This is a genomic window from Prochlorococcus sp. MIT 1300, from assembly GCF_034092375.1.
GTDB lineage: Bacteria > Cyanobacteriota > Cyanobacteriia > PCC-6307 > Cyanobiaceae > MIT-1300.
Genome location: NZ_CP139302.1, coordinates 136,319 through 162,184 on the forward strand (window position 1 = coordinate 136,319; position 25,866 = coordinate 162,184).

Annotated in this window: 27 protein-coding genes; 16 read left to right on the top strand and 11 right to left on the bottom strand. The window is 41.8% G+C overall.

The features are described 5' to 3' along the window. Positions 1–106: 106 nt before the first annotated feature. The 5 genes from typA (at position 107) to ccsB (ending at position 5,490) form a co-directional block, all read left to right on the top strand. Positions 107–1,909: a translational GTPase TypA gene (gene typA / locus SOI83_RS00675; protein WP_320676663.1), complete on the top strand. Its 1,803-nt coding sequence runs from the start codon at positions 107–109 to the stop codon at positions 1,907–1,909. Further along, a complete protein-coding gene (locus tag SOI83_RS00680) occupies positions 1,909–2,301 on the top strand; it encodes a DUF309 domain-containing protein (protein WP_320676664.1) in 393 nt (130 codons plus the stop codon). Before typA ends, SOI83_RS00680 begins: the two co-directional genes overlap by 1 nt. Positions 2,302–2,554: 253 nt before the next feature. Further along, the gene (gene lptB, locus SOI83_RS00685) at positions 2,555–3,283 is read left to right on the top strand and encodes an LPS export ABC transporter ATP-binding protein (protein ID WP_320676665.1); all 729 of its coding nucleotides are present in this window, start codon (positions 2,555–2,557) and stop codon (positions 3,281–3,283) included. A gap of 47 nt (positions 3,284–3,330) precedes the next feature. Further along, entirely contained in the window at positions 3,331–4,494 is a 1,164-nt protein-coding gene (locus SOI83_RS00690; RefSeq protein WP_320677779.1) for an LptF/LptG family permease, read from the top strand. 48 nt (positions 4,495–4,542) lie between these two features. After that, on the top strand, positions 4,543–5,490 hold the full coding sequence (gene ccsB / locus SOI83_RS00695; RefSeq protein WP_320676667.1) for a c-type cytochrome biogenesis protein CcsB: 948 nt from the start codon (positions 4,543–4,545) through the stop codon (positions 5,488–5,490). Positions 5,491–5,535: 45 nt separating this feature from the next. Here ccsB and rpe read toward each other — a convergent pair whose 3' ends face one another. Further along, on the bottom strand, positions 5,536–6,204 hold the full coding sequence (gene rpe / locus SOI83_RS00700) for a ribulose-phosphate 3-epimerase (RefSeq protein ID WP_320676670.1): 669 nt from the start codon (positions 6,202–6,204) through the stop codon (positions 5,536–5,538). Positions 6,205–6,415: 211 nt separating this feature from the next. Here rpe and glpX point away from each other — a divergent pair, with 211 nt between their 5' ends. The 7 genes from glpX to SOI83_RS00735 all read left to right on the top strand — a co-directional run bounded on the left by glpX (position 6,416) and on the right by SOI83_RS00735 (position 13,550). Continuing rightward, positions 6,416–7,420 carry a class II fructose-bisphosphatase gene (gene glpX, locus SOI83_RS00705; protein WP_320676671.1) on the top strand — a complete coding sequence of 335 codons (1,005 nt, stop codon included), beginning with the start codon at positions 6,416–6,418 and terminating at the stop codon, positions 7,418–7,420. Positions 7,421–7,454: 34 nt separating this feature from the next. Continuing rightward, positions 7,455–8,768 carry a glutamyl-tRNA reductase gene (locus SOI83_RS00710; protein WP_320676674.1) on the top strand — a complete coding sequence of 438 codons (1,314 nt, stop codon included), beginning with the start codon at positions 7,455–7,457 and terminating at the stop codon, positions 8,766–8,768. 123 nt (positions 8,769–8,891) lie between these two features. After that, positions 8,892–10,187 carry a glucose-1-phosphate adenylyltransferase gene (locus SOI83_RS00715; protein ID WP_320676676.1) on the top strand — a complete coding sequence of 432 codons (1,296 nt, stop codon included), beginning with the start codon at positions 8,892–8,894 and terminating at the stop codon, positions 10,185–10,187. Positions 10,188–10,356: 169 nt separating this feature from the next. Beyond that, the gene (gene gndA, locus SOI83_RS00720) at positions 10,357–11,772 is read left to right on the top strand and encodes an NADP-dependent phosphogluconate dehydrogenase (RefSeq protein ID WP_320676677.1); all 1,416 of its coding nucleotides are present in this window, start codon (positions 10,357–10,359) and stop codon (positions 11,770–11,772) included. A gap of 9 nt (positions 11,773–11,781) precedes the next feature. After that, entirely contained in the window at positions 11,782–12,495 is a 714-nt protein-coding gene (gene pgl, locus SOI83_RS00725) for a 6-phosphogluconolactonase (protein WP_320676678.1), read from the top strand. An 88-nt stretch (positions 12,496–12,583) separates the two neighbouring features. Then, entirely contained in the window at positions 12,584–13,123 is a 540-nt protein-coding gene (locus tag SOI83_RS00730) for a CIA30 family protein (RefSeq protein ID WP_320677780.1), read from the top strand. After that, positions 13,110–13,550: a hypothetical protein gene (locus SOI83_RS00735; protein WP_320676679.1), complete on the top strand. Its 441-nt coding sequence runs from the start codon at positions 13,110–13,112 to the stop codon at positions 13,548–13,550. Before SOI83_RS00730 ends, SOI83_RS00735 begins: the two co-directional genes overlap by 14 nt. 3 nt (positions 13,551–13,553) lie before the next feature. Here the strand turns inward: SOI83_RS00735 and ilvD are convergent, their stop codons facing one another. The 3 genes from ilvD to SOI83_RS00750 are packed head-to-tail and all read right to left on the bottom strand — an operon-like array spanning position 13,554 to position 16,209. After that, the gene (gene ilvD, locus SOI83_RS00740) at positions 13,554–15,224 is read right to left on the bottom strand and encodes a dihydroxy-acid dehydratase (RefSeq protein ID WP_320676680.1); all 1,671 of its coding nucleotides are present in this window, start codon (positions 15,222–15,224) and stop codon (positions 13,554–13,556) included. 37 nt (positions 15,225–15,261) lie between these two features. Beyond that, on the bottom strand, positions 15,262–15,567 hold the full coding sequence (locus SOI83_RS00745; RefSeq protein WP_320676681.1) for a hypothetical protein: 306 nt from the start codon (positions 15,565–15,567) through the stop codon (positions 15,262–15,264). A 24-nt stretch (positions 15,568–15,591) separates the two neighbouring features. Beyond that, positions 15,592–16,209 carry a uracil phosphoribosyltransferase gene (locus SOI83_RS00750; RefSeq protein WP_320676682.1) on the bottom strand — a complete coding sequence of 206 codons (618 nt, stop codon included), beginning with the start codon at positions 16,207–16,209 and terminating at the stop codon, positions 15,592–15,594. Between the two features lie 74 nt (positions 16,210–16,283). On the opposite strand from SOI83_RS00750, the gene SOI83_RS00755 reads away from it, so the two are divergent. Continuing rightward, the gene (locus SOI83_RS00755; protein ID WP_320676683.1) at positions 16,284–16,796 is read left to right on the top strand and encodes a pentapeptide repeat-containing protein; all 513 of its coding nucleotides are present in this window, start codon (positions 16,284–16,286) and stop codon (positions 16,794–16,796) included. Between the two features lie 27 nt (positions 16,797–16,823). Beyond that, a complete protein-coding gene (locus SOI83_RS00760; protein WP_320676684.1) occupies positions 16,824–17,915 on the top strand; it encodes a GTP-binding protein in 1,092 nt (363 codons plus the stop codon). 92 nt (positions 17,916–18,007) lie between these two features. Here the strand turns inward: SOI83_RS00760 and SOI83_RS00765 are convergent, their stop codons facing one another. After that, a complete protein-coding gene (locus SOI83_RS00765) occupies positions 18,008–18,520 on the bottom strand; it encodes a hypothetical protein (RefSeq protein ID WP_320676685.1) in 513 nt (170 codons plus the stop codon). A 701-nt stretch (positions 18,521–19,221) separates the two neighbouring features. On the opposite strand from SOI83_RS00765, the gene purS reads away from it, so the two are divergent. Both purS and purQ read left to right on the top strand, forming a co-directional pair. Next, positions 19,222–19,494 (top strand): phosphoribosylformylglycinamidine synthase subunit PurS, encoded by a 273-nt coding sequence (purS, locus tag SOI83_RS00770; RefSeq protein WP_320676686.1) that lies wholly within the window; start codon positions 19,222–19,224, stop codon positions 19,492–19,494. A gap of 5 nt (positions 19,495–19,499) precedes the next feature. Next, on the top strand, positions 19,500–20,153 hold the full coding sequence (gene purQ, locus SOI83_RS00775; RefSeq protein WP_320676687.1) for a phosphoribosylformylglycinamidine synthase subunit PurQ: 654 nt from the start codon (positions 19,500–19,502) through the stop codon (positions 20,151–20,153). A gap of 73 nt (positions 20,154–20,226) precedes the next feature. On the opposite strand, the gene fba is transcribed toward purQ, so the two are convergent. The 6 genes from fba to SOI83_RS00805 form a co-directional block, all read right to left on the bottom strand. Further along, positions 20,227–21,300 (bottom strand): class II fructose-bisphosphate aldolase, encoded by a 1,074-nt coding sequence (fba, locus tag SOI83_RS00780; protein WP_320676688.1) that lies wholly within the window; start codon positions 21,298–21,300, stop codon positions 20,227–20,229. Positions 21,301–21,416: 116 nt separating this feature from the next. Further along, complete coding sequence (locus SOI83_RS00785; protein WP_320676689.1) at positions 21,417–22,523, bottom strand: Gfo/Idh/MocA family oxidoreductase; 1,107 nt, start codon at positions 22,521–22,523, stop codon at positions 21,417–21,419. Then, positions 22,520–22,945 (bottom strand): hypothetical protein, encoded by a 426-nt coding sequence (locus SOI83_RS00790; RefSeq protein WP_320676690.1) that lies wholly within the window; start codon positions 22,943–22,945, stop codon positions 22,520–22,522. The genes SOI83_RS00785 and SOI83_RS00790 overlap by 4 nt, the downstream gene beginning before the upstream one ends. Before the next feature lie 14 nt (positions 22,946–22,959). Next, positions 22,960–23,832, bottom strand: coding sequence for an acetyl-CoA carboxylase, carboxyltransferase subunit beta (accD, locus tag SOI83_RS00795; protein ID WP_320676691.1), 873 nt, complete (start codon positions 23,830–23,832; stop codon positions 22,960–22,962). A 23-nt stretch (positions 23,833–23,855) separates the two neighbouring features. Then, on the bottom strand, positions 23,856–24,344 hold the full coding sequence (locus SOI83_RS00800) for an A24 family peptidase (protein ID WP_320676692.1): 489 nt from the start codon (positions 24,342–24,344) through the stop codon (positions 23,856–23,858). Between the two features lie 612 nt (positions 24,345–24,956). Next, the gene (locus SOI83_RS00805; protein WP_320676693.1) at positions 24,957–25,856 is read right to left on the bottom strand and encodes a phosphoribulokinase; all 900 of its coding nucleotides are present in this window, start codon (positions 25,854–25,856) and stop codon (positions 24,957–24,959) included. Positions 25,857–25,866: the final 10 nt, after the last annotated feature.

The following is a 25,866-nucleotide window of genomic DNA, read 5'->3' on the forward strand; positions in this document are numbered from 1 at the left end:
TACGCTACGTATCTGAATCTTTTCATGGCTATTTAATTCCATGCTGATATAGCCTGCTACAGCTACGCCAAAGTCGCTGTCTTTTAATTTCAATGTTGCTAATCAGATGAGCGTCCAGACCCAATCGATTCGCAACATCGCGATCATTGCCCATGTTGACCATGGCAAAACAACACTAGTTGATGCATTGCTTTCACAGTCGGGTATTTTTCGCGATAACGAGGCGGTCCCCACATGTGTGATGGATTCCAATGACTTGGAACGAGAGCGGGGCATAACCATCCTTTCAAAAAACACTGCGGTTACCTACAAGGGAACAAAAATAAATATTGTTGATACACCAGGCCATGCCGACTTCGGGGGCGAAGTCGAGCGTGTTCTTGGGATGGTTGATGGATGTCTATTAATTGTAGATGCCAATGAAGGCCCAATGCCCCAGACACGTTTTGTACTAAAAAAGGCTCTTGAGCAAGGCCTTAGGCCAATAGTATTTGTCAATAAGATTGATAGAGCTCGCGTAGAGCCAGAAACAGCAGTTGATAAGGTCCTTGATCTTTTTTTAGAGCTTGGAGCAGATGATGATCAGTGTGATTTTCAATATTTGTTTGGTAGTGGCTTAGGTGGTTTTGCACAGCCAGATATGAAAACGAAGAGTGAAGATATGCAACCTCTTCTTGATGCAATCCTTCGACATGTGCCGCCCCCGGTTGGAGATCAGACTAAGCCATTGCAGATTCAAATAACAACATTAGACTATTCAGATTTTTTGGGGAGAATTATTATTGGTAGAGTTCATAATGGAATGATTAAAAGTGGGCAAAATGCCTGTCTAATTAAAGAAAAAGGCACTATTAAGAAAGGACGGATTAGTAAATTATTGGGGTTTGAAGGGTTGCAGCGAATTGAAATAGAACAGGCTTTCGCAGGAGACTTGGTTGCTTTAGCAGGTTTTGATGATGTGAATATTGGAGAGACAATTGCATGCCCTGATGAGCCTAAGGCTTTGCCTTTGATTAAGGTTGATGAGCCAACCTTGCAAATGACTTTTGTTGTTAACGACTCTCCTTTCGCAGGGAAGGAAGGAAAGTTTGTAACTAGTCGACAACTGCGAGATCGCTTGAAGAAAGAATTACTTACAAATGTTGCATTACGAGTAGATGAAACTGATTCTCCAGATCGATTTGCAGTGAGTGGTAGAGGTGAGTTGCATTTAGGTATTTTAATCGAAACAATGCGTCGAGAAGGATTTGAGTTTCAGGTCTCTCAACCACAGGTGATTTTTAGAACGATTGATGGAACTCCTTGCGAACCAGTTGAGACACTTGTTATGGATGTACCAGAGCAGGCTGTAGGAGCTTGTATTGAAAAACTAGGTGTTAGACGTGGTGAAATGCAGAATATGGAGGCAGGAGGTGATGGAAGGACTCAATTGGAGTTTGTTGTTCCATCTAGAGGCTTAATTGGCTTTAGAGGAGAATTTGTAAGGGCGACTAGAGGAGAAGGGATTATGAGCCATTCCTTTTTTGACTATCGTCCAATGATTGGAGAGTTTGAAACGCGGCGTAATGGAGTTTTGATTTCCTTTGAAGAAGGGACAGCAACTTTTTACGCACTAAAGAATGCTGAAGATCGAGGACAATTTTTTATCAAGCCAGGTGTTAAAGTTTACAAAGGAATGATTATTGGGGAAAATAATAGGCCTCAAGATCTTGAGATTAATGTATGTAAGACCAAGCAATTAACTAATATGCGTTCAGCTGGGGCAGAAGAATTAGATACTTTACAGTCACCAATTGAGATCACTTTAGAAAGAGCTTTGGAGTATATAGGACCAGATGAAATGCTTGAAGTTACTCCACAATCAATTCGCTTGAGAAAGCTACCCTCTAAGAGGATGGCCAAACGTTAATGAATACATTTTCTGACGAAAAACCTCCCCTTATAGAAGACCCACGCTTTTTGAAGGCTGTGGATTTGTTTAACCAAAAAGACTGGTATTCCTCTCATGACTTTTTTGAGGAAATTTGGCATGAGTCGCATGGCCCTGAGAGGATTACAATACAGGGTATTTTGCAGGTTGCTGTAGCACAATTACATCTCGAAAGCGGCAACAAGAATGGAGCGACGATTTTGTACGGAGAAGGTTTAGGTAGGCTCAGGATGAATAAATCTATAGACCTAGGTATTGATCTGGAAAGTTTTTGTATTTCAGTTAATCAGAGACTTTCTCTCCTACAAAGTGGTGCCTCTATAGATGAGTCGCCGGTTCCTTCTTTGAAAATTAGAGCTGCAAAGGATTAACGGGTTGGCTGATCTTCCTCCCTTCCTCCCTAAGGAAATGTTTTCTGCCAATGAAGTCCTTTTTGTTATTATCTCTTTATGTTCATGGCTATAGCCTTATCAAGTTACGTTGTTTTCGGTTGGAAATCTAAATTATATGGGATTAAATGCTATAAAGGTTGTCTATTTCGCTATGAATTTAATTCATTTCTAGAAAAGCAACTTTTACCTATTCGTAGAGATCTAATCAAACCATTTCAGGAATGAAATTATTATGAGTCTCTTGCTTAATAAAGTGGCCCTAGAGATTGCTGGGAGACCTTTGGTTAAGGATATATCATTGGAAATTAAACCTGGCGAAGTTGTTGGTTTGCTAGGTCCAAACGGAGCAGGCAAGACAACCACTTTTAATTTGATCATCGGTTTGCTTCGACCAGACAAGGGTGAGGTTTTGTTAGATGGGGCTGAAGTTTCTAATTTGTCAATGCCAAACAGGGCCCGCATGGGAGTTGGTTATTTGCCTCAAGAGCCAAGTGTCTTTAGGCAGTTGACTGTTCGTCAGAATTTAGAGGTTGCTCTTGCTCAAAGTGGTTTGAGTGGGCTCATGTCTAGAGGTTTGAGAGACCAGTTGATAGAAGATTTTCATCTATCGCCATTTATGAATCGATTCGGGTATCAGCTTTCCGGTGGCGAACGACGACGTTGTGAGGTGGCAAGAGCTTTAGCTGTAGGAACAGAAGGTCCTAAGTATTTATTGCTTGACGAGCCATTCGCTGGAGTTGACCCGATGGCGGTGGCAGATCTTCAGGGCCTTATTCAATCACTACGTAGTAGGGGAATGGGGATTTTGGTGACTGATCATAATGTTAGAGAAACTCTTGCAATTACAGATCGTTCTTACATATTAAATGAGGGTGGGATCCTTTCTTCGGGTAGATCTCAGAATGTGGCAAACGATCCATTGGTACGTCGTCATTATCTTGGGGAGGACTTTAGGCTTTGAAGATATTGACCTTTACTGAGCTTGAAGAAATTCTTCAGGTAACTTTCATAAGGTTTAAACACTTTCTTTCTATTAATTTGCAAAGGATACCTTTAATTGATAGGTGGCTTTTTGGAGAGTTATTCCCACCATTATTTTTTGCCGTTTCGGCCTTTACTACTGTATCCCTTTCAGTGGGAGTAATGTTTGACCTAGTGAGAAAGATTGTTGAATCTGGCCTCCCCTTAAATGTTGCTGTTCAGGTCTTAATACTCAAATTGCCAGGTTTTTTAGTCATTTCATTTCCTATGGCAATGCTTATGGCAACTTTGTTGGCATATAGCCGTCTTTCTGCAAATAGCGAGCTTAAAGCTTTACGTAGTTTAGGGGTAAAAACTCGAAGGATGATAGCTCCTGCTTTGGTTTTGGCATTTTTAATGACAGGCCTTACATTTATCTTTAATGATGTAATTGTGCCTAATGCAAATCGAACTGCTGAAGTAACCCTAAAGAGTGCTCTAGGTAAATCCATTTCAATGGAAAAAGGAGATGACATTATTTATTCTCGATTTGGCAATATTGTTAGTTCTCAACCTGATAAACGCAAAAAGGGACTCGCTCAGTTGTTTTATGCAAAAGAATTTAGAGGTAGCCAAATGAAAGGAGTAACTGTTCTCGATTTTTCAAGACTTGGTTATACCCAAATGCTTGTTGCTAATACAGCTATTTGGAATGAAAGTGAGGCAAAGTGGGAATTTACTGATGGGCAAATTCTTACTCTTGCTCCTAATGGAACAACTACTACTGTTGGCTTTGATAGTTATTTATATCCTATGGGGACAGGCCCTAGACAAGTCGCTCAGCTGCCTAAAAGTGCAAACGATATGACTGTTGCCCAGGCCATAAGAGCAGAACGCTTGTATCAGGAGTCAGGAAATCGAAAACAAGCAAGGAAAATGAAAGTACGAATTCAAGAGAAGTTCACACTGCCCATGGCTTGTTTGGTTTTTGGTCTTATTGGAAGCAGCTTGGGAGCCAAGCCAAATACACGTACCAGCCGAAGCCAGGGCTTTGGAATAAGTGTTGTTCTGATATTGGTTTATTACGTATTGAGCTTTGGATTTAGCTCTTTGGGAGTTAAGGGAACCCTAATTCCATTTGTTGCAGCTTGGTCACCTGTGTTTATATCCCTTTTTGGTGGTTGTGTTTTGCTTAGGCAAGCAAGTCGCTAAAACTGAATATCAGACTTTTGTCAATCCCTTTCGCTTTGGGAGATTGTTATGAACTCTTTGGACTTGGCATCTGTGGTTGGTGATCCGGTGATTGCGTTGGGACTTGTAGCATTTGCAGTCCTTTTGCTGGCATTACCTTTTGCTTTTTGGGCTGTTGGAGGAAGTCAGAGTTCCTCTGTGGTAAGAGTTTTGATCGCTCTCGCGAACATGGCATTAACTACTCAATTAACTCTTAGATGGTGGCAATCAGGTCATTTCCCAATCAGCAACTTATATGAATCTCTTTGTTTTCTGGCTTGGGCTTGCACTCTTACACAGCTGCTGGTTGAACGTAATTGGCCTTCTCCAATAGTTTCTGCAGCTTCTACTCCAATGGCATTAATAGCAGTGGCCTTTGCGAGTTTTGCTTTGCCTGACCGCCTACAGGAAGCATCGCCGCTAGTACCTGCCCTTAGATCTAGTTGGCTTGTCATGCATGTGAGTGTAATTATGTGTAGTTATGCGGCATTATTAATTGGCTCATTGCTTTCTACCGCTGTTTTATTTACGGATAGAGGAGAGTTTCTTCAATTAAGAGGTAGTTCTATAGGGACAGGTGGATTTAGGAAAGGTACTGTTGTGGCAGGTGGAGCTTCTTCTGATAGAAACATCAGCCTTAGTTCAGTAGAGCTATCTAGAACTGAACAATTGGATAGTCTTAGTTATCGAACGATTACAGTCGGCTTTTTATTATTAACTGTTGGTTTGATAAGTGGTGCTGTCTGGGCAAATGAAGCTTGGGGAAGTTGGTGGAGTTGGGATCCTAAAGAGACTTGGGCTCTTATATGTTGGTTGGTTTATGCAGCATATTTGCATACAAGACTATCTCGTGGCTGGCAGGGAAGAAGGCCCGCTATTGTTGCTGTTATTGGTTTATTTGTGATAGTTGTTTGCTATATAGGTGTAAATTTATTAGGGATAGGTCTCCATAGTTATGGGTGGTTTTTTGGTTCCTAAACCTTTTTTAATATTCTACATTTTTATCGAACCATTTTAAATAATTTATGGCCTCTTGCTATTTCGTATGCCTTGTATGGCATCTGCATAGCTTGGCTGGTTGAACACACCTGACCCGCTGACAATTGCATTAGCTCCCGCTTCTATTACCTTCCAGGCGTTGTTTGCTTTGATTCCACCGTCTACTTCTATCCAGGGATCAAGATTTCTTTCATCGCACATTTTGCGAAGATCAATGATTTTTTGAACTTGACTATCAATAAAACTTTGTCCGCCGAATCCTGGATTAACACTCATTATGAGAACTAGATCACATAGCTCGAGGCAGTATTCGAGGGTGTCAAGAGGAGTGCTTGGATTAAGGACTGCACCTGCCTTTTTGCCAAGATCTTTAATTTGGGCAAGGTTTCTGTGTAGATGAGGACATGCTTCAACTTGTACATATATGTGGTCCGCCCCTGCTTTCGCAAAGTCTTCTACATATTTTTCAGGCTCAACAATCATTAAATGAACATCAAGAGGTTTTGATGTGACAGGTCTCAGGGCTTCAACAATGAGAGGGCCAATGGTGATGTTGGGAACAAATCTCCCATCCATGACATCAACATGAATCCAGTCTGCACCTGCCTCGTCGACTGCTTTTACTTCTTCGCCAAGTCTTGCGAAGTCAGCTGAAAGAATTGAAGGGGCTATGACAAGAGACTTTGAGCTCATCGATCTTCTAGAAGTGGGGTCGATTCTAAGAATTGGACGTACTAGTACCTGCTGGAGTTACTTGCACTGATACAGTTAGCCCCGCTAAAGAGCTGAGAACCATTGCGGTATCGGGCCACTGCAATTGAACGGTTTAATCCGTTCTCTTTCAGAGATTAACCCAGCCACAATCAAAGCTTTTTTCAAAAACATCCCAATCGCCGCTTAGTCTGTGGACCGCACCCTTATCCAGGAAATTCTCGAAGTAGTAGAGCAAGCGGCCATCGCTTCTGCAAAGTTGACCGGTTTAGGTAAAAAAGACGAGGCTGATGCTGCTGCTGTTGAAGCCATGCGAGACCGCATGGGACAGATTGCAATGCAAGGGCGAATCGTTATTGGTGAAGGTGAACGTGATGAAGCACCCATGCTTTATATCGGCGAAGAGGTAGGAAGCGGTAAGGGGCCTGGAGTTGACTTTGCGGTTGATCCATGTGAAGGAACCAACCTTTGCGCTAACAATCAGAGAGGTTCCATGGCTGTTTTGGCAGCCTCCGATCGAGGTGGGTTATTTAATGCTCCTGATTTTTATATGAAAAAGTTAGCTGCTCCACCTTCAGCAAAAGGAAAGGTTGATATTAGGAAGTCCGCCACAGAGAACATCAAAATCCTTAGTGAATGTTTGGGCCTTGCGATTAGTGAACTGACTATCGTTGTTATGGATAGGACCAGGCACAAGGACCTAATAGCTGAAATCCGTTCAACAGGTGCAAGAGTTCAACCAATTTCAGATGGTGATGTACAGGCGGCTATTGCCTGTGGATTTGCTGGGACTGGAACACATTGTCTTATGGGTATAGGAGCAGCTCCCGAGGGCGTTATCTCAGCTGCTGCAATGAGAGCTCTTGGTGGTCATTTTCAGGGTCAATTGGTTTATGACCCTGCTATTGCTCAAACAAGTGAATGGGCCGATTACACAAAAGAGGGAAATATTTCTCGTCTGAACGAAATGGGTATAACTGATATTGATAAAATTTATGAGGCTGAGGAGCTTGCTTCAGGGGAAAATGTCGTCTTTGCAGGAAGCGGGATTACAGATGGTTTGCTGTTCCATGGGGTTAAGTTTGAAACTGATTGCACTCGTACAAGCAGTCTTGTAATTAGTACCTTGGACAACACTGCTCGCTTCACCAATACTGTTCACATCAAGGAAGGCGCTAAAAGCATCGCCTTGAGCTGAATTTTTTCAAGCAAAGGACTTCCGGTATTTATTTATGCACATTGCCGTAGTCGGTCTAAGTCATCGAACGGCACCTGTGGAAATCCGTGAGAAACTCAGTATCCCTGAGCAGAACATGAAGATTTCTCTTAAAACCCTTACGGGTAATGAGCAGGTCCTCGAGGCATCAATTCTCAGCACATGTAATCGGCTAGAGATATATACATTGGTTAGGAATCAAGAGAAGGGGATTTTTGCGGTCAAGGATTTTTTAAGTTCTCATTCAGGTCTTCCTCAGGAAGAACTTAATCCTCATTTATTTACTTTCAACCAAGAGGAGGCAGTTTCTCACTTGATGAGAGTTGCTGCTGGTCTTGATAGTTTGGTCTTAGGCGAAGGACAAATTCTTTCTCAAGTAAAGAAGATGGTTCGCCTTGGGCAGGAATATCAGTCTATGGGCCCAATCTTGAATCGACTTTTAACGCAGGCTGTTAGTACTGGTAAGCGAGTAAGGAGTGAAACCAACCTTGGCACTGGAGCTGTTTCAATTAGTTCAGCCGCTGTTGAACTTGCTCAGTTGAAGCTTGGTCAAGCCCAAGGATTAGATGAATTGGTGAGCCTTGAGTCTGAAAAAGTTGCTGTTGTAGGAGCTGGTCGCATGAGTAGGCTTCTTCTTCAACACCTTCAGGCCAAAGGTTGTTCTGGGGTAACTCTTTTAAATCGAACCCTTAAAAGAGCTGAGGGGCTGGCGGCTGATTTTCCTGATATGCGAATTGATTGTCGACTTCTTGATCAGTTAAATAATGCCCTTGTTACCTCATCACTTGTTTTTACTAGTACAGCTGCTGAGGAGCCGATTATTGATGCTTCACGCCTTAAAACTATTTCAATTAATGGTTCTTTGAGATTGATCGATATAGGTGTCCCTCGCAATATATCTGCAGATGTAGAGGCTATGCCTGGTGTTGAATCCCATGATGTAGACGATTTGCAAGAAGTTGTTTCTAGGAATCAAGAAGCTAGGCAGCAGATAGCTCTCCAGGCAGAGAGCTTGCTTAATGAAGAAGGACGATTATTCCTTGAATGGTGGGAGAGCCTTGAGGCTGTACCAACTATTAATAAACTCAGAGCCTCATTGGAATCAATCCGTAGTGAAGAGTTGATGAAGGCTTTAAGTAGGATGGGACCAGACTTTTCCGCGAGGGAAAGGAAGGTCGTAGAAGCTCTTAGTAAGGGGATAATTAATAAGATCCTTCATACACCCGTAACAAAATTAAGAGCACCTCAGACACGCTCTGAAAGACAACAGGCATTGCTTGCGGTAGAAACCCTTTTTGCACTTGATAATTCTGACCAGCAAGATGACTAGTTCTAATACTTGCCCTGTTCGCAATTTAATTCTTAGCAGTCTTAACGGATCTTTCCAAAACCTCAACTCTTGTGGACCAAATTCCAGTAGGTTTGTTGAACACCGCCAAACTACGGGGTCTGGATGAAGCGTGTTTTGGCAATAATTCTTGGGGGAGGAGCTGGTACTCGCCTTTATCCTCTTACCAAGATGCGGGCTAAACCTGCAGTACCTCTTGCAGGAAAGTATCGACTGATTGACATTCCAATTAGTAATTGCATCAACTCAAGCATCAACAAGATGTATGTGTTGACTCAATTCAATAGCGCCTCGCTAAATAGGCATTTAACTCAGAGTTATAACTTGAGTGCACCTTTTGGCCAAGGTTTTGTTGAGGTCTTGGCAGCCCAACAGACACCTGAGAGTCCTTCGTGGTTTGAAGGAACTGCAGATGCAGTCCGCAAATATCAGTGGCTTTTTCAAGAATGGGATGTTGACGAATATTTAATTCTTTCTGGTGATCAACTTTATAGGATGGATTACAGCCTTTTTGTTGAGCATCATCGGTCCCAAGGAGCAGATCTTACAGTAGCTGCTCTTCCTGTAAATGCAGAACAAGCAGAAGCTTTTGGCCTCATGAGGACTGATAAGGAAGGCAATATTCAAGAGTTTCGAGAGAAGCCGAAGGGGGACTCTCTTAAAGCCATGGCTGTTGATACCTCACGCTTTGGATTAAAGCCTGAAGATGCTCTTGAACGTCCCTATCTTGCTTCTATGGGGATTTATGTATTTAGTAGGGCTACTCTTTTTGACTTACTTAATAAAAATCCTGGTCATAAAGACTTTGGGAAAGAGGTCATTCCAGAGGCTTTATCTCGAGGAGATAAGTTAAAAAGCTATGTTTTTGATGATTATTGGGAAGATATTGGAACTATAGGTGCATTTTACGAGTCTAATCTTGCACTTACTCAACAACCATCACCCCCATTTAGTTTCTATGATGAGAAATTCCCAATTTATACTCGACCAAGATATTTGCCCCCTACCAAATTAGTTGATGCACAAATCACAGAATCAATTATTGGGGAAGGATCAATACTTAAATCTTGTAGTATTCATCACTGCGTACTTGGTGTCCGGAGTCGTGTTGAGAGGGATGTAGTACTTAAAGACTCCTTAGTAATGGGATCTGACTTTTATGAATCTTCAGAAGAAAGAAGTCTTTTACGAAAAGGAGGGGGCATTCCTTTAGGGGTTGGACAGGGAACAACTGTTAAAGGAGCTATTCTTGATAAAAACACTCGTATTGGAAATAATGTCACGATTATCAATAAGGATCATGTTGAGGAGGGAGATTGCCCTGATAAAGGTTTTTATATTCGCAATGGAATCGTAGTGGTCGTAAAGAATGCAACAATTTCAGATGGAACAATTATTTGATTTTCGCTTCAAATTCTTAGCAATATCAAAAAAAAATAAACCTTTCACTCATTGATTCTCTCAGAAGGCTTCAAGACTAACAATGGTTCAACGCTGACATTGAAGCCTATATCCCAGCAGTTTTGCTCCTTAATCGTCACACTATCGCAAGTAAGAAACCCCATTGGTAATGGCCAAGGCACATTTCGGTTTGATTGGTCTGGGAGTTATGGGGGAGAACCTTGTACTCAATGCGGAGCGGAATGGATTTTCCAGCGTCGTGTACAACAGAACTTTTTCAAAAACTGAACAATTTCTTAGTGGTTCTGCTGCTGGGAGAGATATTCAAGGTGCAGTAGACCTTAAAGATTTTGTCAACAAGTTGGAACGTCCAAGGCGCATTTTGATGATGATTAAGGCAGGTTCTGCAATTGATGCCGTAATTGAGCAAATTTCTCCATATTTGGAAGAGGGTGATTTACTTATAGATGGAGGCAATTCGGAATTCCGTGACACTGAACGTCGAGTCGCTGAACTGGAGAGTAAGAGTTTTGGTTATATAGGCATGGGTGTTTCTGGAGGAGCCAAGGGGGCTTTAGAAGGTCCAAGCATGATGCCAGGTGGCACCAAAGCTTCTTATGAAGCAATAGAAGCTTTGGTTTCCAAAATGGCAGCCCAAGTAGAAGATGGCCCTTGTGTTACATACATAGGTCCAGGAGGATCAGGACACTTTGTTAAAACCGTCCATAACGGTATTGAGTATGGCATCGAGCAAATTCTTGCTGAAGCATATGACTTGATGAAGCGTGTATTTAACTTTGATAGCCCTGAGATTGCTGATGTATTCGCTGAATGGAATAAAACTGAGGAACTTTCCTCTTACCTTGTAGAGATAACAGAAGTCTGCTTGAGAACAAAGGATCCTGAAGACAATTCTTACGTTGTTGAGAAAATTTTGGATAAAGCTGGTCAGAAAGGAACAGGGCTTTGGACTGTTATGAGTGCTCTTGAATTAGGTGCTTCTGTTCCGACTATTTATGCTTCTTTAAATGCTCGTGTTATGAGTTCATTGAAGAGCGATCGGGAAATTGCTGAGTCGACACTTAGTGGACCTAATACCGTTTTTGATTTCGATTGCTCTCAAGAAGACATTTCTAATTTGACTGATGCAGTTGTGTTGGCAAGTATTGCAAGTTATGCCCAGGGCTTGGATTTATTGAGGGTTGGGTCTGATCAATACAACTACGAGCTTTCTATGCCTCATATCGCTAAAATTTGGAAAGGTGGTTGCATTATTAGATCTCGTTTACTCAACCGGATTCAAGAGGCATTTACTAAGAATCCAGGGCTATCCAACTTATTGATAGATACTTGGTTCGCTGAACAGGTCAAGATTCGACTTGTTGGTTTATCGAAGATTGTTGCTATTGCCGCAGCAAATGGTGTTCCAGTCCCTTGTTTAAGCAGCACTCTTGACTACATCAATAGTTATCGAACGGCTCGCTTACCTCAAAACTTAGTGCAAGCAATGCGAGATTGTTTTGGGTCTCATACCTACCAACGAGTAGATAAGGAAGGTACTTTTCACACCCATTGGCTTGATTGATTTTCTTTTATGGCTTCTTATCATCTCGAAAAGGCAACTAATTCAGATGACTTCGCTAGACGAGCTGCTGAAACTATCGCCTCCTACATAGATCTAGCTTTAGATCAACGAGATCGTGCTCAAATTGCATTGTGTGGTGGATCTACACCTCAACTTGCATATTCTTTTCTGGGTGAAGAGCACATCCCTTGGGATCGCGTAGATATTTTCTTGGGAGATGAGCGTTGGGTTGATCCTCTAAGTGAGACAAGTAATGCACTAATGATCAAACGAACACTACTTTCAGGAGGCTTGGCCTCAAAAGCAGTTTTTAATGAAGTTCCTACAATTGACCTTCCTAGTCCTAAGGATAGTGCGAAAGCATATGCCTCATTAATTGAGAAAACTTGTTTAGGAAACCCTCCACTTTTTGATTTGACTGTTTTGGGCCTTGGCACAGACGGTCATACAGCTTCGCTATTTCCTGGAACAGATTCTTTAAATGTTAAGAATGAGTGGGTAACTGTCGGAAATGGTAATGGTATGAAAAGAATTACTCTTACTGAGCCCGTATTGAGTGCTTCGCGTAAGGTGATTTTTCTAGTTGCAGGTAGCAATAAGAAAACAGCAATAAGACGCTTGATGGACCCCAATGAACCTCCCTCAAGAACACCTGGAAGATTGGTAAATCCTACTTCTGAAATATTGGTATTGGCAGATCAATTTGCATCAGAAGGGCTTTGAATATTCTTACTTTAATTACTACCTTTATTTCCCAACATACTATTTACTGGATGTGAAAGAAGACTTATTGCCGGCTCAGTCAGACCCAATGGTTCTTTTTGATGTGAACCGATTCAATGCTTGGACATCACTTAATGATTCAATAATGGGAGGGAGTAGTGAGGCAACTTGCCATGTCTGTGAAGATGGTCTTTTACTAGAAGGTGAATTAATTGAAGATGGAGGGGGCTTTGTGAGTTGTAAATCTCCTTTAATTTTACCTCCTTTAAATTTGTCTTCATATCGTGCTCTTCAGTTAGAAGTTGATGGGGAAGGAAGGACCCTTAAGCTTGCTTTGGCTTGCCGAGATAAATTTTTTGGCCTTTCTGAATTGATTCAAGGAGGTATCCGTTGGATTGCTTCCGTTCCTACTAATTCAAAAGGGACAACAAATTTTCAAGTCCCATTTAGTTCTTTGGAACCAACCATTCGCGCAAAACCTGTAAATTTCCCTGTTAGTTTCAATAAGTCGACTATCACACAATTGCAACTACTTCATTCTAAGTTTGGGCAGCCTGGTGAACTGAATGAGGGATTCCGCGCTGGTCCTATAAGAATTCTTATTCGTTCAATTAGTGCAATCCATTAGATATATTTCAGAGCTTTGTGCATTGGTTGCCTCTGCCGCCGATGTTTCTTTTAAACCATGGGTTCATGCTGCCGTTGTTGTTGAGGACCAATCAATTCTTGATTTAAGTGAATCAGATACTTCACTCTCTCTTGTTAAGAAAGAATTCTTTGATCTGACAATTCGTGTTGAGTGTAGAGACCGTGAGGGTAAGAGATATGTAGAACAGGATCTTGAATTAGAAATTTATCGCAGTGGAAAGGAATTGAATCTGATGTTGAGTTGGCTGACTTATGTAAATAGGCCAATCCTTTGGCATGGACAACATCCTATTTGGATGGATGGAGCTACTGGTGAAAGATGTACCCCCCCAAAGGATGGCTCTCAAATGGAGTCTTTTAGTAGAAGATTACGTGCTTTGTTGATGCCCTGTGAAGAAGACAGTTAATCCTTAAGGTTGATCTGTAACTGCTCCTGTACTTGAACTGCTCACTAGGCGTGAGTATTTCCCAAGAATCCCATGTTTGTATCTTGGTTGAGGCTTTTTCCAAACCGAACGGCGTCTTTCCAGCTCAGAATTGTCCACATTTATTTGAATAAGGCGTTCATTTGCATCAACTGTGATGCTGTCACCTTCGTGAATTAGGCCAATATTCCCTCCTACAGCCGCCTCGGGGGCCACATGGCCTACTACGAGTCCATAAGTGCCACCACTAAACCGACCATCTGTTATTAAGGCAACTTTGTCTCCCAGTCCTTGACCAACAATGGCTGAAGTTGGAGCAAGCATTTCTCGCATACCGGGTCCACCTACTGGGCCTTCATAACGTACGACAACCACATCACCCGCAGTGATCTGATTTTTCAAGATAGCTTCAAGACATTCTTCTTCACTTTCAAAAACTTTTGCTGGGCCAGTAAGAACAGGGTTTTTAATTCCACTTATTTTTGCCACACTTCCTTCTTGAGCTAAATTTCCTTTCAGGATTGCTAGGTGCCCTTTGGAATAAAGAGGATTTGAGAGTGGCCTAATCACCATTTTTTCTGTTGAAACCTCAGACGGTACGTTCTCAAGTATTTCTTTTATTGATTTGCCTTCTATATTTCGACATTCGCCATGAAGTAATCCCCCATCAAGTAGGATTTTCATGACTTTTGGAATTCCTCCAGCTTTATGTAGGTCGACTGTCACATAGCGACCACTAGGCTTTAAATCACAAATAACAGGTACCCTTTGTCTAATAACTTCAAAATCGTCAATAGTTAATTCCACACCTGCAGTTCGTGCAATTGCCAGGAGGTGTAATACAGCATTCGTAGATCCTCCTACAGCCATAATTACACTAATTGCGTTTTCAAATGCTTTTTTTGTTAAAAGATCAAGAGGGCGAATATTTCCTTTAATAGCTTCTACAAGTACTTCAGCACTTCTTGCAGCATTATCACACTTTTCTTCATCTTCAGCCGCCATTGTTGAGCTATAAGGCAAACTTAATCCAAGAACCTCAATTGCCGCAGACATTGTGTTCGCGGTAAACATTCCCCCACAACTGCCTGCGCCAGGGCAAGCATTCTTTTCAACCTCTATAAGCTCAGCTTCATTAATCTTTCCACTGGCAAGCTGGCCAACGGCTTCAAATGCACTTACTACAGTTAGATCATTACCCTTTAACTTGCCAGGTTTTATTGTGCCTCCATATACAAAAACAGCCGGAATATTCATCCTCGCCATAGAAATCATTGCACCCGGCATATTTTTGTCACAGCCCCCAATAGCTAATACACCATCCATACTTTGAGCATTGCAGGCAGTTTCGATGGAATCGGCAATTACCTCTCGAGAGACAAGAGAATATTTCATGCCCTCTGTGCCCATTGAGATACCATCGCTGACCGTTATCGTGCCAAACATTTGAGGCATTGCTCCAGCTAATCTAATTGCCTCTTCTGATCGCAGGGCCAGCTGATTTAGGCCAATATTGCATGGTGTAATGGTGCTGTATCCATTAGCGATACCAATAATTGGCTTGTCAAAATCCCCATCTTTAAAACCTACGGCTCTTAACATTGCCCGGTTAGGTGATCTTTGTACTCCTTGGGTTATTGCTTTTGATCGGAACATAGGAGGGACTAAAAATTTGTATCGATAACCTAGTTAATTATTCAGTTCTTGCTCCAAGGTCTTCAAGTTGTCTACGAACATCAGCAATTGCTGAATTGAGTTGCTCAACGCGTTGTTCAAGTTGTTCGCTGGTTTGACCCTCTTTATTTGAAGCGTCGACTTCAAGGGCTTCGGAACCATCTTGAATCCGTGGGGCGTAAAGCATGGCTTGTTGCTTTCGGCTTTTTTGTCTGTTTTCAGCTTCTGAGAGTAACCACCAAGCCAATCCAGCAGCTCCAAGGACGGCGCCGCTTATTAATGAAGGTAGTGAGCTGCCGGTTGCCGGCTCACGATGCTGGCTCATTCGAGCAAAAGTGTTTCCTAGATTTTAGTTCGAGGAATGAATTCTGGTGCGCAAACGCAAAGAAGGGTCTCCTATACCTGGACAAATGGAGCCTTTTTCAGTCAATTCAGCATCTATACATGTTGTGTAAATGGTTAGCTCCTTGATAGCTTCCCCAATAGTTTGTAGTCCTGGACTGCTTGCTATAGCGCTTATAACTCTTAATCTCTCTGGTTGAACTTCTTGTTTCTCTAGCTCTTTAAGGATTTTTAAAAGGGTCTCACCACTCGCAATTTGATCAATGAATACAAGGACTCCCGCATTCCTTTCAATGTTCTTTGGAATCCCTTCAATAGATATCCGAGCATTTGGGACTACTTTTCTAGCTCCTTGCCATAACTCCAACCCCCCTGGGCGAATGGTTATTGAAAGCAATGGAATATTCGATTCAATTACTGTCCCCTCAACTTCACATCCCGAGGCACACACTTTTTCTATACGATATGGAAGCCATTCACGTAAGGCTTCATAGCTAAGCCATCGACCAATTTCCTCCAGACCTGTTGCATAGAGTGGTGCAGGGGTTTGATCGCTCCGTAACACCGTCAACCAATGTGCTATTAGCGGATGAGGAGGAACAACTATTTTTAGGCTTATGGTCATGAGGTTTTTCTTTGGCAATTAATTGCCATAACGTGATTTACAAATTACTGGCTTGAGGTCAAGCTCAACTTAAAATGTTCTATTTAATCAATTTCTCTAAGCGAGCTAAAGCCTTTCTTTCGTTTCTGCTTCTATTTTGGCTTATTGGATTTCATGTCGTTGAGGCTAAGGCGATCACTCCTCCTGAAATAAGAGGTCAGCGAAGTGAGGCAATCACCCAAGATATGCGAGGAAGAGACCTTAAAGGTTATGAATTTGTCAAGGATGATTTGCGAGGAGTTGACTTTTCCGAAGCAGATCTTCGTGGAGTAGTTTTTAATAACACCCTATTGCAATCCTCAAGTCTAAAAGAGTCGGACATGGAGGATGTAGTCGCCTTCGCAAGTATTTTTGATGGTTCAGATCTTAGTGGTGCCAATCTAACTAATGCACTCTTAATGCAAAGTACTTTTAAGGATTCACTTATTGAAGGAGCTGACTTTACCAACGCTGTGCTGGACATTAGTCAGCAGAAATCCTTATGTGAAAGAGCTAATGGTGTTAATTCACGTACCGGTATAAGCACACAAGAAAGTCTTGCGTGTTGAATTTTTACTTCTAAAAAGCTTATTTAAATGAACCAGCGTATACCTGTAACTGTTATCACAGGCTTTCTCGGAACAGGGAAAACCACTGTTTTACGCCATTTACTTCTTCATTCAAAACAGCGGTTAGCTGTAATGGTCAATGAATTTGGAAGTGTTGGTTTGGATGGCGATCTCATTCGAACATGCGGCTTTTGTCCAGAGGAGGAGATTGAAGGAAGACTGGTTGAACTTAATAACGGATGTCTTTGTTGCACTGTGCAGGATGATTTCCTTCCAACGATGGAGAAATTGCTTGGTCGAGCAGACGATCTTGATGGAATTGTTATTGAGACTAGTGGACTTGCATTGCCCAGACCTTTACTGCAGGCCATTGAATGGCCTGCAGTACGAAATCGAATTTTTGTAAATGGGGTTGTAACTTTGGTAGATGGAGAAGCTGTTTCTGCTGGTAGTCCTGTTGGAGATCTTTTGGCATTAGAGAAACAACGAGCGGATGATCCGAACATTGACCATATAAACTCTGTTCAGGACCTTTTCTCGAACCAACTAAGTTCTGCTGACCTGGTTTTAATTAGTCGCGCAGATAAATTATCAACTAATCAAATTGATAATTTAAAGACTCATCTTTCAGAATTGGTACGGTCAGGGACCCCTTTATTGCCAACTACCTACGGGAACATTAATCCAGAGATTGTGCTTGGTATGCAAGTAGGTTCACGAAAGGATTTGAATGATGACCATGACCATGACCATGACCATGACCATGACCATGACCATGACCATGACCATGACCATGAACATGTTGAGATTGTTAGTGAAAATGTACGTTTAGAATTACCTTTTGACCCTGTCTTGATAGAGAAACTTCTGCCAAAATTATCTGCAAAGTATAAGGTTGTACGTTTAAAGGGGCGGTGCTGGTTGCCTGGAAAAGTTTTCCCTCTTCAATTACAGATGGTGGGTCCTCGACTAAGTACTTGGTTTGAAAAGTCACCAGAGGAGGCTTGGAGGCCTAAATCGGGAGGAATTGATTTAGTGATTTTAACTTTTAATGCAGGTACTGCTAAAGCTATTAGCAGAGAATTGCTGCAGGCGGCTTTGGAAAACAAGGATGAATAAATAGTTTATTTAGTAGAAAAATTTAAAGTTTCTTTCATTTTACCTTTGAGACTCCATCTAGTTATTCTATATGGATGCCTAATTTTGGTGGTTTAAGTAAATTGATTGGATGGTGAATTGTTCCCTATAAACTGTCGTAGATTTACTCCTGCTTCTCTAGATGCATTTAGAAGCTGGGCTTTCTGAATTTCATTTAAGCCTCCCCAAAAGGCGTTAAAGACTTCAATAGAAGCTTTGCTTGCTCCTAGTAATCCAAGAATTGATAGTGGAAGTCGCAGCCATGGGAAGACTATTAGTAGACAGCTGAGTGAAAGGCTGATAGCTGCACCTTCTTTTAAAGAGTTAGAAACACTTGAAAAAATTAATTGTATTTGCATGGACTTAGTTATTTGATCTCTATTAACCATTGCTTGACTTCTAAGGCCTGTGAGTAGAACCTGATAAGCCGTGGAGACAACAACTCCTCCTAATGTTGATTTTGCAATGAATTCAGCGTTGTTTAACGTGCCTCCATTTATCTTCAAGTCAATAGACGCTAGTCCAGCCATTGAAGCCATCTCTAGCTTTATGCCTGGCAATTTGGAATGACTACGTTTAGTAAACATTTTCAAGAGGGAGAAGTCTTAAGAATTAAACGCGAAGGATTTGATTGCAGGTTAGGACTCGTCCGGTGATATTTCATTATCAACTTACAATTAATCCATCATTGATCCTATCAATTTCTGAGAGCTTTTAGTCACGGGGAACTTTCCAGCAAGAGTTAGGAGATAGCCCTAGAGGCTTAAGATTTGCTTAATAATCCTAAGCCGATTCTCCCTTGAAAAATAATATCAAGTAAAAATTTTCCACTAAAGGGTTGTTTCTTTTGAGAAGATTGGCGATTCTGTTGAAACGAAGTTGAAAGTTGCTTCCGCTTCGCTTCATCCATTCTCCTTTATTTACCCCAGCGGGCCACCTAGTGACTTCCTTGAATACATTGAATGAGGCAAAATTCCACTCATTCAATTCACCGGTAAAGAAACCTGTAACCATCTGTTCTCATTGTGGTGGGAATGGGTATATGAAGACCAACCCGAACTGCTATCACACCTGCTTGGCCTGCCTAGGGCGTGGATTTGTTATCAATTCAGTTGTTGGCAAATAAAATTTTGTCTACTCTTCAGTTTTCATTTTCCAAATTCGTTTGCAGATCTTTGTATTAAGGGTTGTAGATTTAAATTTCTGTTTAATGAAAATCTGTTTTCAAGCCTCTTTTTTAGCGCTTTATTTGTATGTGGCTAAAATCTATTAATTACTTTTGGAGACCGTGTCCTACTTTAAAGCTCGCGTAGATGTTAGTTTAAGACCTTCAGTGCTAGATCCTGCAGGAGAGGCTGCTAGATCGGCAGCTCAGAAGCTTGGAGTTAAAGGTATTTCCAAGTTGCGAATTGGCAAGGCTATTGATCTTGAGCTAGAGGCGCCAGATGAGGACGAGGCTCGCAGACGTGTTGAGCTTTTGAGTGATCGCTTATTGGCTAATCCTGTAATTGAGGATTGGACTTTTGATGTTGAATCCATTCAATCTTCTAAATTTTCTTAAATTAAATGAATCTTGGGATAGTTGTCTTTCCTGGCTCTAACTGCGACAGAGATGTTCAATGGGCTACTCAAGGGTGTTTGGGGATAAAAACAAGCTTCATATGGCATGAACAAAGAGATCTAAGTGCATTCGATGCCATTGTTCTCCCGGGGGGGTTTAGTTATGGCGATTACCTTCGTTGTGGTGCAATTGCTCGGTTTGCCCCTGTCCTTGAATCTTTAGTTGAATTTGTTCAGCGCGGAGGACGTGTTTTGGGAATATGTAATGGATTCCAGGTTTTAACTGAATTGGGGCTGCTCCCAGGAGTTTTAACTCGTAATCGTGATCTTCATTTTATTTGTAAAGAAGTAACTTTAAAAATAGTGAGCAATAGAAGTACTTGGCTTAACTCTCAAAGCATTGATGACTCTTTGGTACTTCCTATCGCCCATGGAGAGGGTCGTTATCAGTGTAGTGAAGAAACATTTTTGAAACTTCAAGATACAGATTCAATTGCATTGAAGTATGAAAAAAACCCTAATGGGTCGCTCTTTGACATTGCAGGAATCACTAATACTTCAGGAAATGTTTTGGGCTTAATGCCTCATCCTGAGAGAGCCTGTGACCCAAGTTTAGGTGGAGTTGATGGAAGGAAAATACTCGAATCTTTGCTTGGATAATATATATTTATAAAATGTTTGCCAAGCGAATAAAAGAAACTTTTAGCACTTTTATTCGCTTGGCAAAGACTTGCTAAGCAGCAACAGCAGTTTTAGGATCTAATGTGCCATTTGCGTAAAGATCAGCATAGTAATTAATACTTTGCTGTTTGATCTTACTTGCTTGACCTGCGCACCAGAACTGTTGATATCTATCAAGACAAACTTGTTTCATATATTTTCTTGCTGGTTTGTTGAAGTGTCTTGGATCAAAGTTGGTGGGGTCAGCAGCAGCAGCCTCCCGAACAGCTGCGGTAAAGGCAAGACGGTTGTCAGTATCAATATTTACTTTTCTGACCCCATTTCTAATTCCTTCTTGAATCTCTTCTACAGGAACGCCATAAGTTTCAGGAATTGCCCCACCAAATTTGTTGATCATGTCCAACCATTCTTGAGGAACTGAGCTGGATCCATGCATAACTAAATGAGTATTGGGGAGTGCCTTATGTATTTCTGCAATTCTGCTAATAGCTAGTACTTCTCCTGTTGGCTTACGAGTGAATTTGTAGGCACCATGACTTGTACCAATTGCAATGGCAAGAGCATCTACCTTTGTTTTGGCAACAAAATCTGCTGCTTCAGCTGGATCAGTCAGAAGCATGTCTTTGGACAGCTCACCTTCAAACCCATGGCCATCTTCGGCTTCGCCTTTGCCAGTTTCTAATGAACCAAGGCATCCAAGCTCGCCTTCAACGCTCACTCCTACAGAGTGTGCGAAGTCAACAACGGTTTTGGTGACGTCTACGTTGTATTCATAGCTTGCTGGTGTCTTGGCATCAGCTTCAAGAGAGCCATCCATCATTACGGATGTAAATCCATTTATTGCTGCTGAGTAGCACGTTGATGGATCATTCCCATGATCCTGATGCATCACCACAGGAATGTTTGGATAAGTCTCTGTGGCGGCAATAATTAGGTGGCGTAGGAAAATCTCGCCTGCATAGCTTCTTGCTCCTCGTGAGGCCTGAAGAATTACAGGACTATCTGTTTCTGCAGCAGCCTCCATAATCGCTTGCACCTGTTCAAGGTTGTTTACGTTGAAAGCGGGTATGCCATACCCGTTTTCTGCGGCATGGTCTAGTAGAAGCCTTAGGGGAACAAGGGCCATCGATGTCTCCGAGGTGTCAGGAGGACCCAGTTCTCATTTATAAGTCCCGGGTCGGGGGCCCAGGACTGTAAAAGATGAAGGGAAAATGAACAAGACCCTAGAAATTATTTAATCAACTACCTGAGAAATATTTTTTGACCTGATGCAGCTGATTCCAATATTTGATCACATACTTTTTGGCTGGCTGCTCCTTCTACAAGGCCTGGAATCATTGGAATCCCTGATTGAATACTTTCTCCCCACCAATCTTGGAGTCTTCTTACAGGGGCAATGCGACCATCACTCCAGGTCCGTGAGAAGGCAAGGTCTGAATCTGGGCTAATGCTAATAAGTGGTTCCCCTGGATTTGAATGCAAGAGACTAAATCCGTGAACATAGTCTTTTTGGTTATTGCTTCCTAGAAGGAGTGTCCCATCACTGCCATATATTTCAAGCCAAAACCCTCTGCCTTGCCTAGTTACCGCACTTAGGGTTACTTGAGCTGGTATTTCTGCATTTTGATGTGTACCAGCAATCATTAATTGTGCGAGGACTAAATCCTCGCTAGTAACTTTTTTGGGAATCCCATCATTTGGGTCTTTCCTCATTTTGATAGAAGTTGAGCAATGGGAGCCAACTTGAATAGTTGGTCCAAAGAGCCAATGCAAGAGATCAAAGGCGTGTGTTCCAAGAGCACCTAATACGCCTCCTCCTTGGTCTCGTTGTGAATACCAATTCCATGGTCTGTCTGGATTAGCTCTGCTACTCATAAGCCAGTCAAGTTTGACTAGCCATGGCTCCCCAACAGCTCCTTGATCCAACATTCTTTTAGCTTGCATAAATAAGGGCACTGCTCTGTATTCGAAATCGACAGCAACAGATAATCCTTTTGCTAAGGCGATTTTTTGAAGTTCGATAACTTGATTGAAATTTAACGCTACTGGCTTTTCAAGCAGTAAATGCTTACCAGCTTCAAGTGCTTTTTTGGCTAGTTCAAACCTAGGAGCAGGAGGGGTGGCCAATACAATTGCTTCGACTTTGGAGTTTGCAAGGAGCTTTTGCCAATCATTTTCTCCAGGAAGATTGTATTTTTGACAAGGATCTATAAGACGTTCTTTGATTGGGTGCCATAGGCACACTGGCTCGAGGGTATTGGTTGCTCTTAAGGCCGGTAAATGAACAGCTTCTCCAAAACCTATTCCAGCAATTGCCACTCCAATAGAAGCTTGAGTTCCTGCGTTCATGTTTTCTTCTCCGTTTGTGGCATACAAACATCTTTAATTACGCCTTCTATAAGAATATCTCCTTGTGCAGATCTCCAGTTTTGGATGAGTTCAGGTGCGCCATTGACACTTATGTCTTTGAAAGTTCTATTGCTGCAGTTTATATTCATTCCATAGAGAATAGCTTGTTTTTCTCTCGATTCACTATCGCCTTTTGGTATAAATTTTGTCAAAATACTAAGATTTTCGTCATTGTCTTTCATAAGACTTTCTGTATCCCACCATTGGTGGCCAAATTCACTACTAGGGACTTCCTTCCACTTTAGACTTTCTGTTTTTGCTGGAGAAACTCCAATTAATATTGGAAATATGATTGCGATTATTATTATTAGAATCTTTTGAATATGTATAGAAGAAAATTGCTCCTGAATGTAACTTCTCATTAGCTTCTGTCCTACTAAGATTTGACTGGCACACTGCCATGGAGGCGTAAAAGATTGCTTAGGGTTGCTTTTAGCTTTGTTCTGGGAACAATTGTGTCCACGAAGCCATGTTCCTGTAGGTACTCTGCCGTTTGAAAGTTTTCTGGGAGCTTTTCCCGAAGAGTTTGTTCAATAACGCGTCGACCTGCAAATCCTATAAGTGCTTTTGGTTCAGCAAGTATTAAATCTCCCAGCATTGCGAAGCTTGCAGTGACTCCTCCTGTCGTTGGATGCGTTAGTAAGGGCATATAGAGAAGTTCGGCTTCTCTATGACGTTCTAAAGCTCCTGATATTTTTGCCATCTGCATAAGGCTTAGCATCCCTTCCTGCATTCGGGCTCCTCCTGAGGCACAAACAATGAGTAATGGCATTTCTTTTGCCGTAGCTCTTTCGATCAATCTGGTTATTTTTTCTCCGACAACTGATCCCATTGATCCACCCATAAACCTGAAGTCCATTACCGCCATTGCCATAGGAATCCGATCTACACGGCAGGTCCCTGTAATGACGCCATCTTTAAGACCAGTGATTGCTTGGCTTTCTCTAAGGCGATCAGCATATGCCCGCCGATCTTTGAAGCCTAGGGGGTCAGTAGGGCTTAATTCTTTATCTATGGCTTGAAAGCTATCTTCATCTGCAATTAGGCGGATTCGTTCTGTGCTGTCGATTCGATTGTGGTGGCCGCAATTGCTGCAAACACTGGCATTTGCAATTAGATCTTTCCTGTAAACAACCTGCCCGCATTCGGGGCACTTGTCCCAGAGACCATCGCTTTCGTCAGTTTCCTGGCTCACTTTGCCAACAAATTGACCTTTACGGCGATCTGCAAACCAGTCGAAAAGTGACACGGAACTCTAAATCCTTTCCACTATTAAAGACCCATAAGGGCTATCCATTGATTTATCCACCACTCTGGACTTAATAGCCACACACTCCAGATTCCAAATGCAATAAAAGGAGAAAATGGAAAAGGCTGTAGTGGGCTTAGTTTTGAGGTAATCCGACCTGTAAAGCTAAAAAGACCACCACTTAAAAAAGCTATAGCCATCGAAATAGAAATACCTTTAATTCCAAGCCATGCCCCTCCAATCGCTGCCAGCTTGGCGTCTCCTAGGCCAAGAACAGTTTTACCTGTACATCCTTTGCCGAACTGGTTAATAGCAGTCATTGATAAATATGCTGCTGATGAGCCAATTAGATGATTGAAAATCAGAATGTCAATTTCACTATTACAAAGAAACGCGTTGAACCATGTCAAGAGAACTCCAGATAGCCATCCTGAAAGGCATATACTCTCTGGGAGCAACATAGTTTTTAAGTCGTTAACTACTAAGGCAAGTAAAAATGTACCTAAGATCATCCCTTGCAAAGTTACGGTAAATGGATAAATATTGATTTGGCTAATCAACTTGAAAAGATATATAGGTATAAAGACAATAAATAAAATCCAAGCTCTGTTTTGTGGACTTGATTGGTTTACAATTGTTTTCCGAGAAGCCATTATTGATTTAGTGAATTTATGGTTGGCGTATTAGTTAATGAAGGATGTCAACTTAAAAGACAGATCTAAAATGGTGGGAGTGAAATTTAATTTTAATCAGATTGATTCGAATATTTTTTGTTTGAATGTGTTTTGACCACTCTTTTGGTTTTCTGGCAGATGTATTCCAAGCCCAAAAAGTGTTCGAATGGTAATAATGTATTTAATTCGAATACAACATGACCATAGCCAGTCCGTTTATTGATAACAACTCCACTAGGTTTTGAATTTGTCGAGTTCTTTGAGAGATACTCGAAGTAAATCAATCTAGCTTTGCAAATTAAGTCGGCACTATTAATTCTGTCCCATCTAGGAGATTCTAATGATCCACTATGGGAGCCATTTATTAGAAAGGATGGTTGGTTAATTGAGATGAAGGAGATTTAAGCTAAAAGCAATTATATACATTTTTCAGGAATATGGCATTTCAATTTAGGCTTGTCTTTTCTCCTCAATCATTCGGTGGATAATCGGAGTAAGAATTAGTTCCATGGCGAAACCCATTTTCCCTCCGTTGACAACTATACTTGTTGGGCTAGACATAAAGGAGTCGTGGATCATAGTAAGCAAGTAGTTGAAATCTATGCCCCATTTCTCTCTGGATCCCTTGCGGAAATGAATAATTACGAAACTTTCGTCTGGTGTTGGAATGTTCCTACAGATGAAAGGATTTGATGTGTCTACAGTAGGAACTCTTTGAAAGTTTATATCAGTACGACTAAATTGAGGGCAGATATGATTTATATAATCAGGCATTCTCCTTAGGATTGTGTCAACAATAGCCTCTGCGGAATAACCTCTTTCTGCGTTATCTCTATGGATCTTTTGAATCCATTCAAGGTTTGTAATTGGTACAACCCCAACTAAAAGATCTGCCACTGAGGCGACGTCATAGTTTTCACCAACTACCCCGCCATGTAGACCTTCGTAAAAAAGTAGATCAGTCCCACTAGGTATCTGCTCCCAGGGAGTGAATTGCCCAGGCCCTAGAGAAGTTCCTAAGCGAGCATTATGTTCATCTGCCTCTTCTGGGCTATGGAGGTAATACCGCTTTTGTCCAGAGCCGGTTTCTCCGTAAGTACGAAAGAGTTCCTCGAGCTTGTCAAACAAGTTTGCTTCTGGACCAAAGTGGGAAAAGTTCTGACCTTTTGCAAGGGCATCTGCCATTGCCTGCTTCATAGGCATCCGTTCGAAGCGGTGATAGCTATCTCCTTCGACGACAGCAGGGGTGATGTCCTCTCTGGCGAAGATGTGCTCGAAGGCTCTTTTTACGGTGCTAGTTCCTGCTCCAGAGGAACCCGTAACTGCAACAACCGGGTGACGCTTCGACATCTACGCAGGT

Bases quoted from the DNA above. Each gene is read 5' to 3' on its own strand.
- purQ (WP_320676687.1), top strand. From the start codon at position 19,500: ATGAATCTTGGGATAGTTGTCTTTCCTGGCTCTAACTGCGACAGAGAT.
- SOI83_RS00755 (WP_320676683.1), top strand. From the start codon at position 16,284: ATGTTCTATTTAATCAATTTCTCTAAGCGAGCTAAAGCCTTTCTTTCG.
- SOI83_RS00730 (WP_320677780.1), top strand. From the start codon at position 12,584: ATGGTTCTTTTTGATGTGAACCGATTCAATGCTTGGACATCACTTAAT.
- lptB (WP_320676665.1), top strand. From the start codon at position 2,555: ATGAGTCTCTTGCTTAATAAAGTGGCCCTAGAGATTGCTGGGAGACCT.
- SOI83_RS00680 (WP_320676664.1), top strand. From the start codon at position 1,909: ATGAATACATTTTCTGACGAAAAACCTCCCCTTATAGAAGACCCACGC.
- ilvD (WP_320676680.1), bottom strand. From the start codon at position 15,224: ATGTTCCGATCAAAAGCAATAACCCAAGGAGTACAAAGATCACCTAAC.
- ccsB (WP_320676667.1), top strand. From the start codon at position 4,543: ATGAACTCTTTGGACTTGGCATCTGTGGTTGGTGATCCGGTGATTGCG.
- SOI83_RS00715 (WP_320676676.1), top strand. From the start codon at position 8,892: ATGAAGCGTGTTTTGGCAATAATTCTTGGGGGAGGAGCTGGTACTCGC.
- gndA (WP_320676677.1), top strand. From the start codon at position 10,357: ATGGCCAAGGCACATTTCGGTTTGATTGGTCTGGGAGTTATGGGGGAG.
- SOI83_RS00745 (WP_320676681.1), bottom strand. From the start codon at position 15,567: ATGAGCCAGCATCGTGAGCCGGCAACCGGCAGCTCACTACCTTCATTA.
- SOI83_RS00785 (WP_320676689.1), bottom strand. From the start codon at position 22,523: ATGAACGCAGGAACTCAAGCTTCTATTGGAGTGGCAATTGCTGGAATA.
- pgl (WP_320676678.1), top strand. From the start codon at position 11,782: ATGGCTTCTTATCATCTCGAAAAGGCAACTAATTCAGATGACTTCGCT.
- SOI83_RS00805 (WP_320676693.1), bottom strand. From the start codon at position 25,856: ATGTCGAAGCGTCACCCGGTTGTTGCAGTTACGGGTTCCTCTGGAGCA.
- rpe (WP_320676670.1), bottom strand. From the start codon at position 6,204: ATGAGCTCAAAGTCTCTTGTCATAGCCCCTTCAATTCTTTCAGCTGAC.
- SOI83_RS00790 (WP_320676690.1), bottom strand. From the start codon at position 22,945: ATGAGAAGTTACATTCAGGAGCAATTTTCTTCTATACATATTCAAAAG.
- SOI83_RS00765 (WP_320676685.1), bottom strand. From the start codon at position 18,520: ATGTTTACTAAACGTAGTCATTCCAAATTGCCAGGCATAAAGCTAGAG.
- SOI83_RS00710 (WP_320676674.1), top strand. From the start codon at position 7,455: ATGCACATTGCCGTAGTCGGTCTAAGTCATCGAACGGCACCTGTGGAA.
- SOI83_RS00750 (WP_320676682.1), bottom strand. From the start codon at position 16,209: ATGACCATAAGCCTAAAAATAGTTGTTCCTCCTCATCCGCTAATAGCA.
- fba (WP_320676688.1), bottom strand. From the start codon at position 21,300: ATGGCCCTTGTTCCCCTAAGGCTTCTACTAGACCATGCCGCAGAAAAC.
- SOI83_RS00800 (WP_320676692.1), bottom strand. From the start codon at position 24,344: ATGATCTTAGGTACATTTTTACTTGCCTTAGTAGTTAACGACTTAAAA.
- SOI83_RS00760 (WP_320676684.1), top strand. From the start codon at position 16,824: ATGAACCAGCGTATACCTGTAACTGTTATCACAGGCTTTCTCGGAACA.
- typA (WP_320676663.1), top strand. From the start codon at position 107: ATGAGCGTCCAGACCCAATCGATTCGCAACATCGCGATCATTGCCCAT.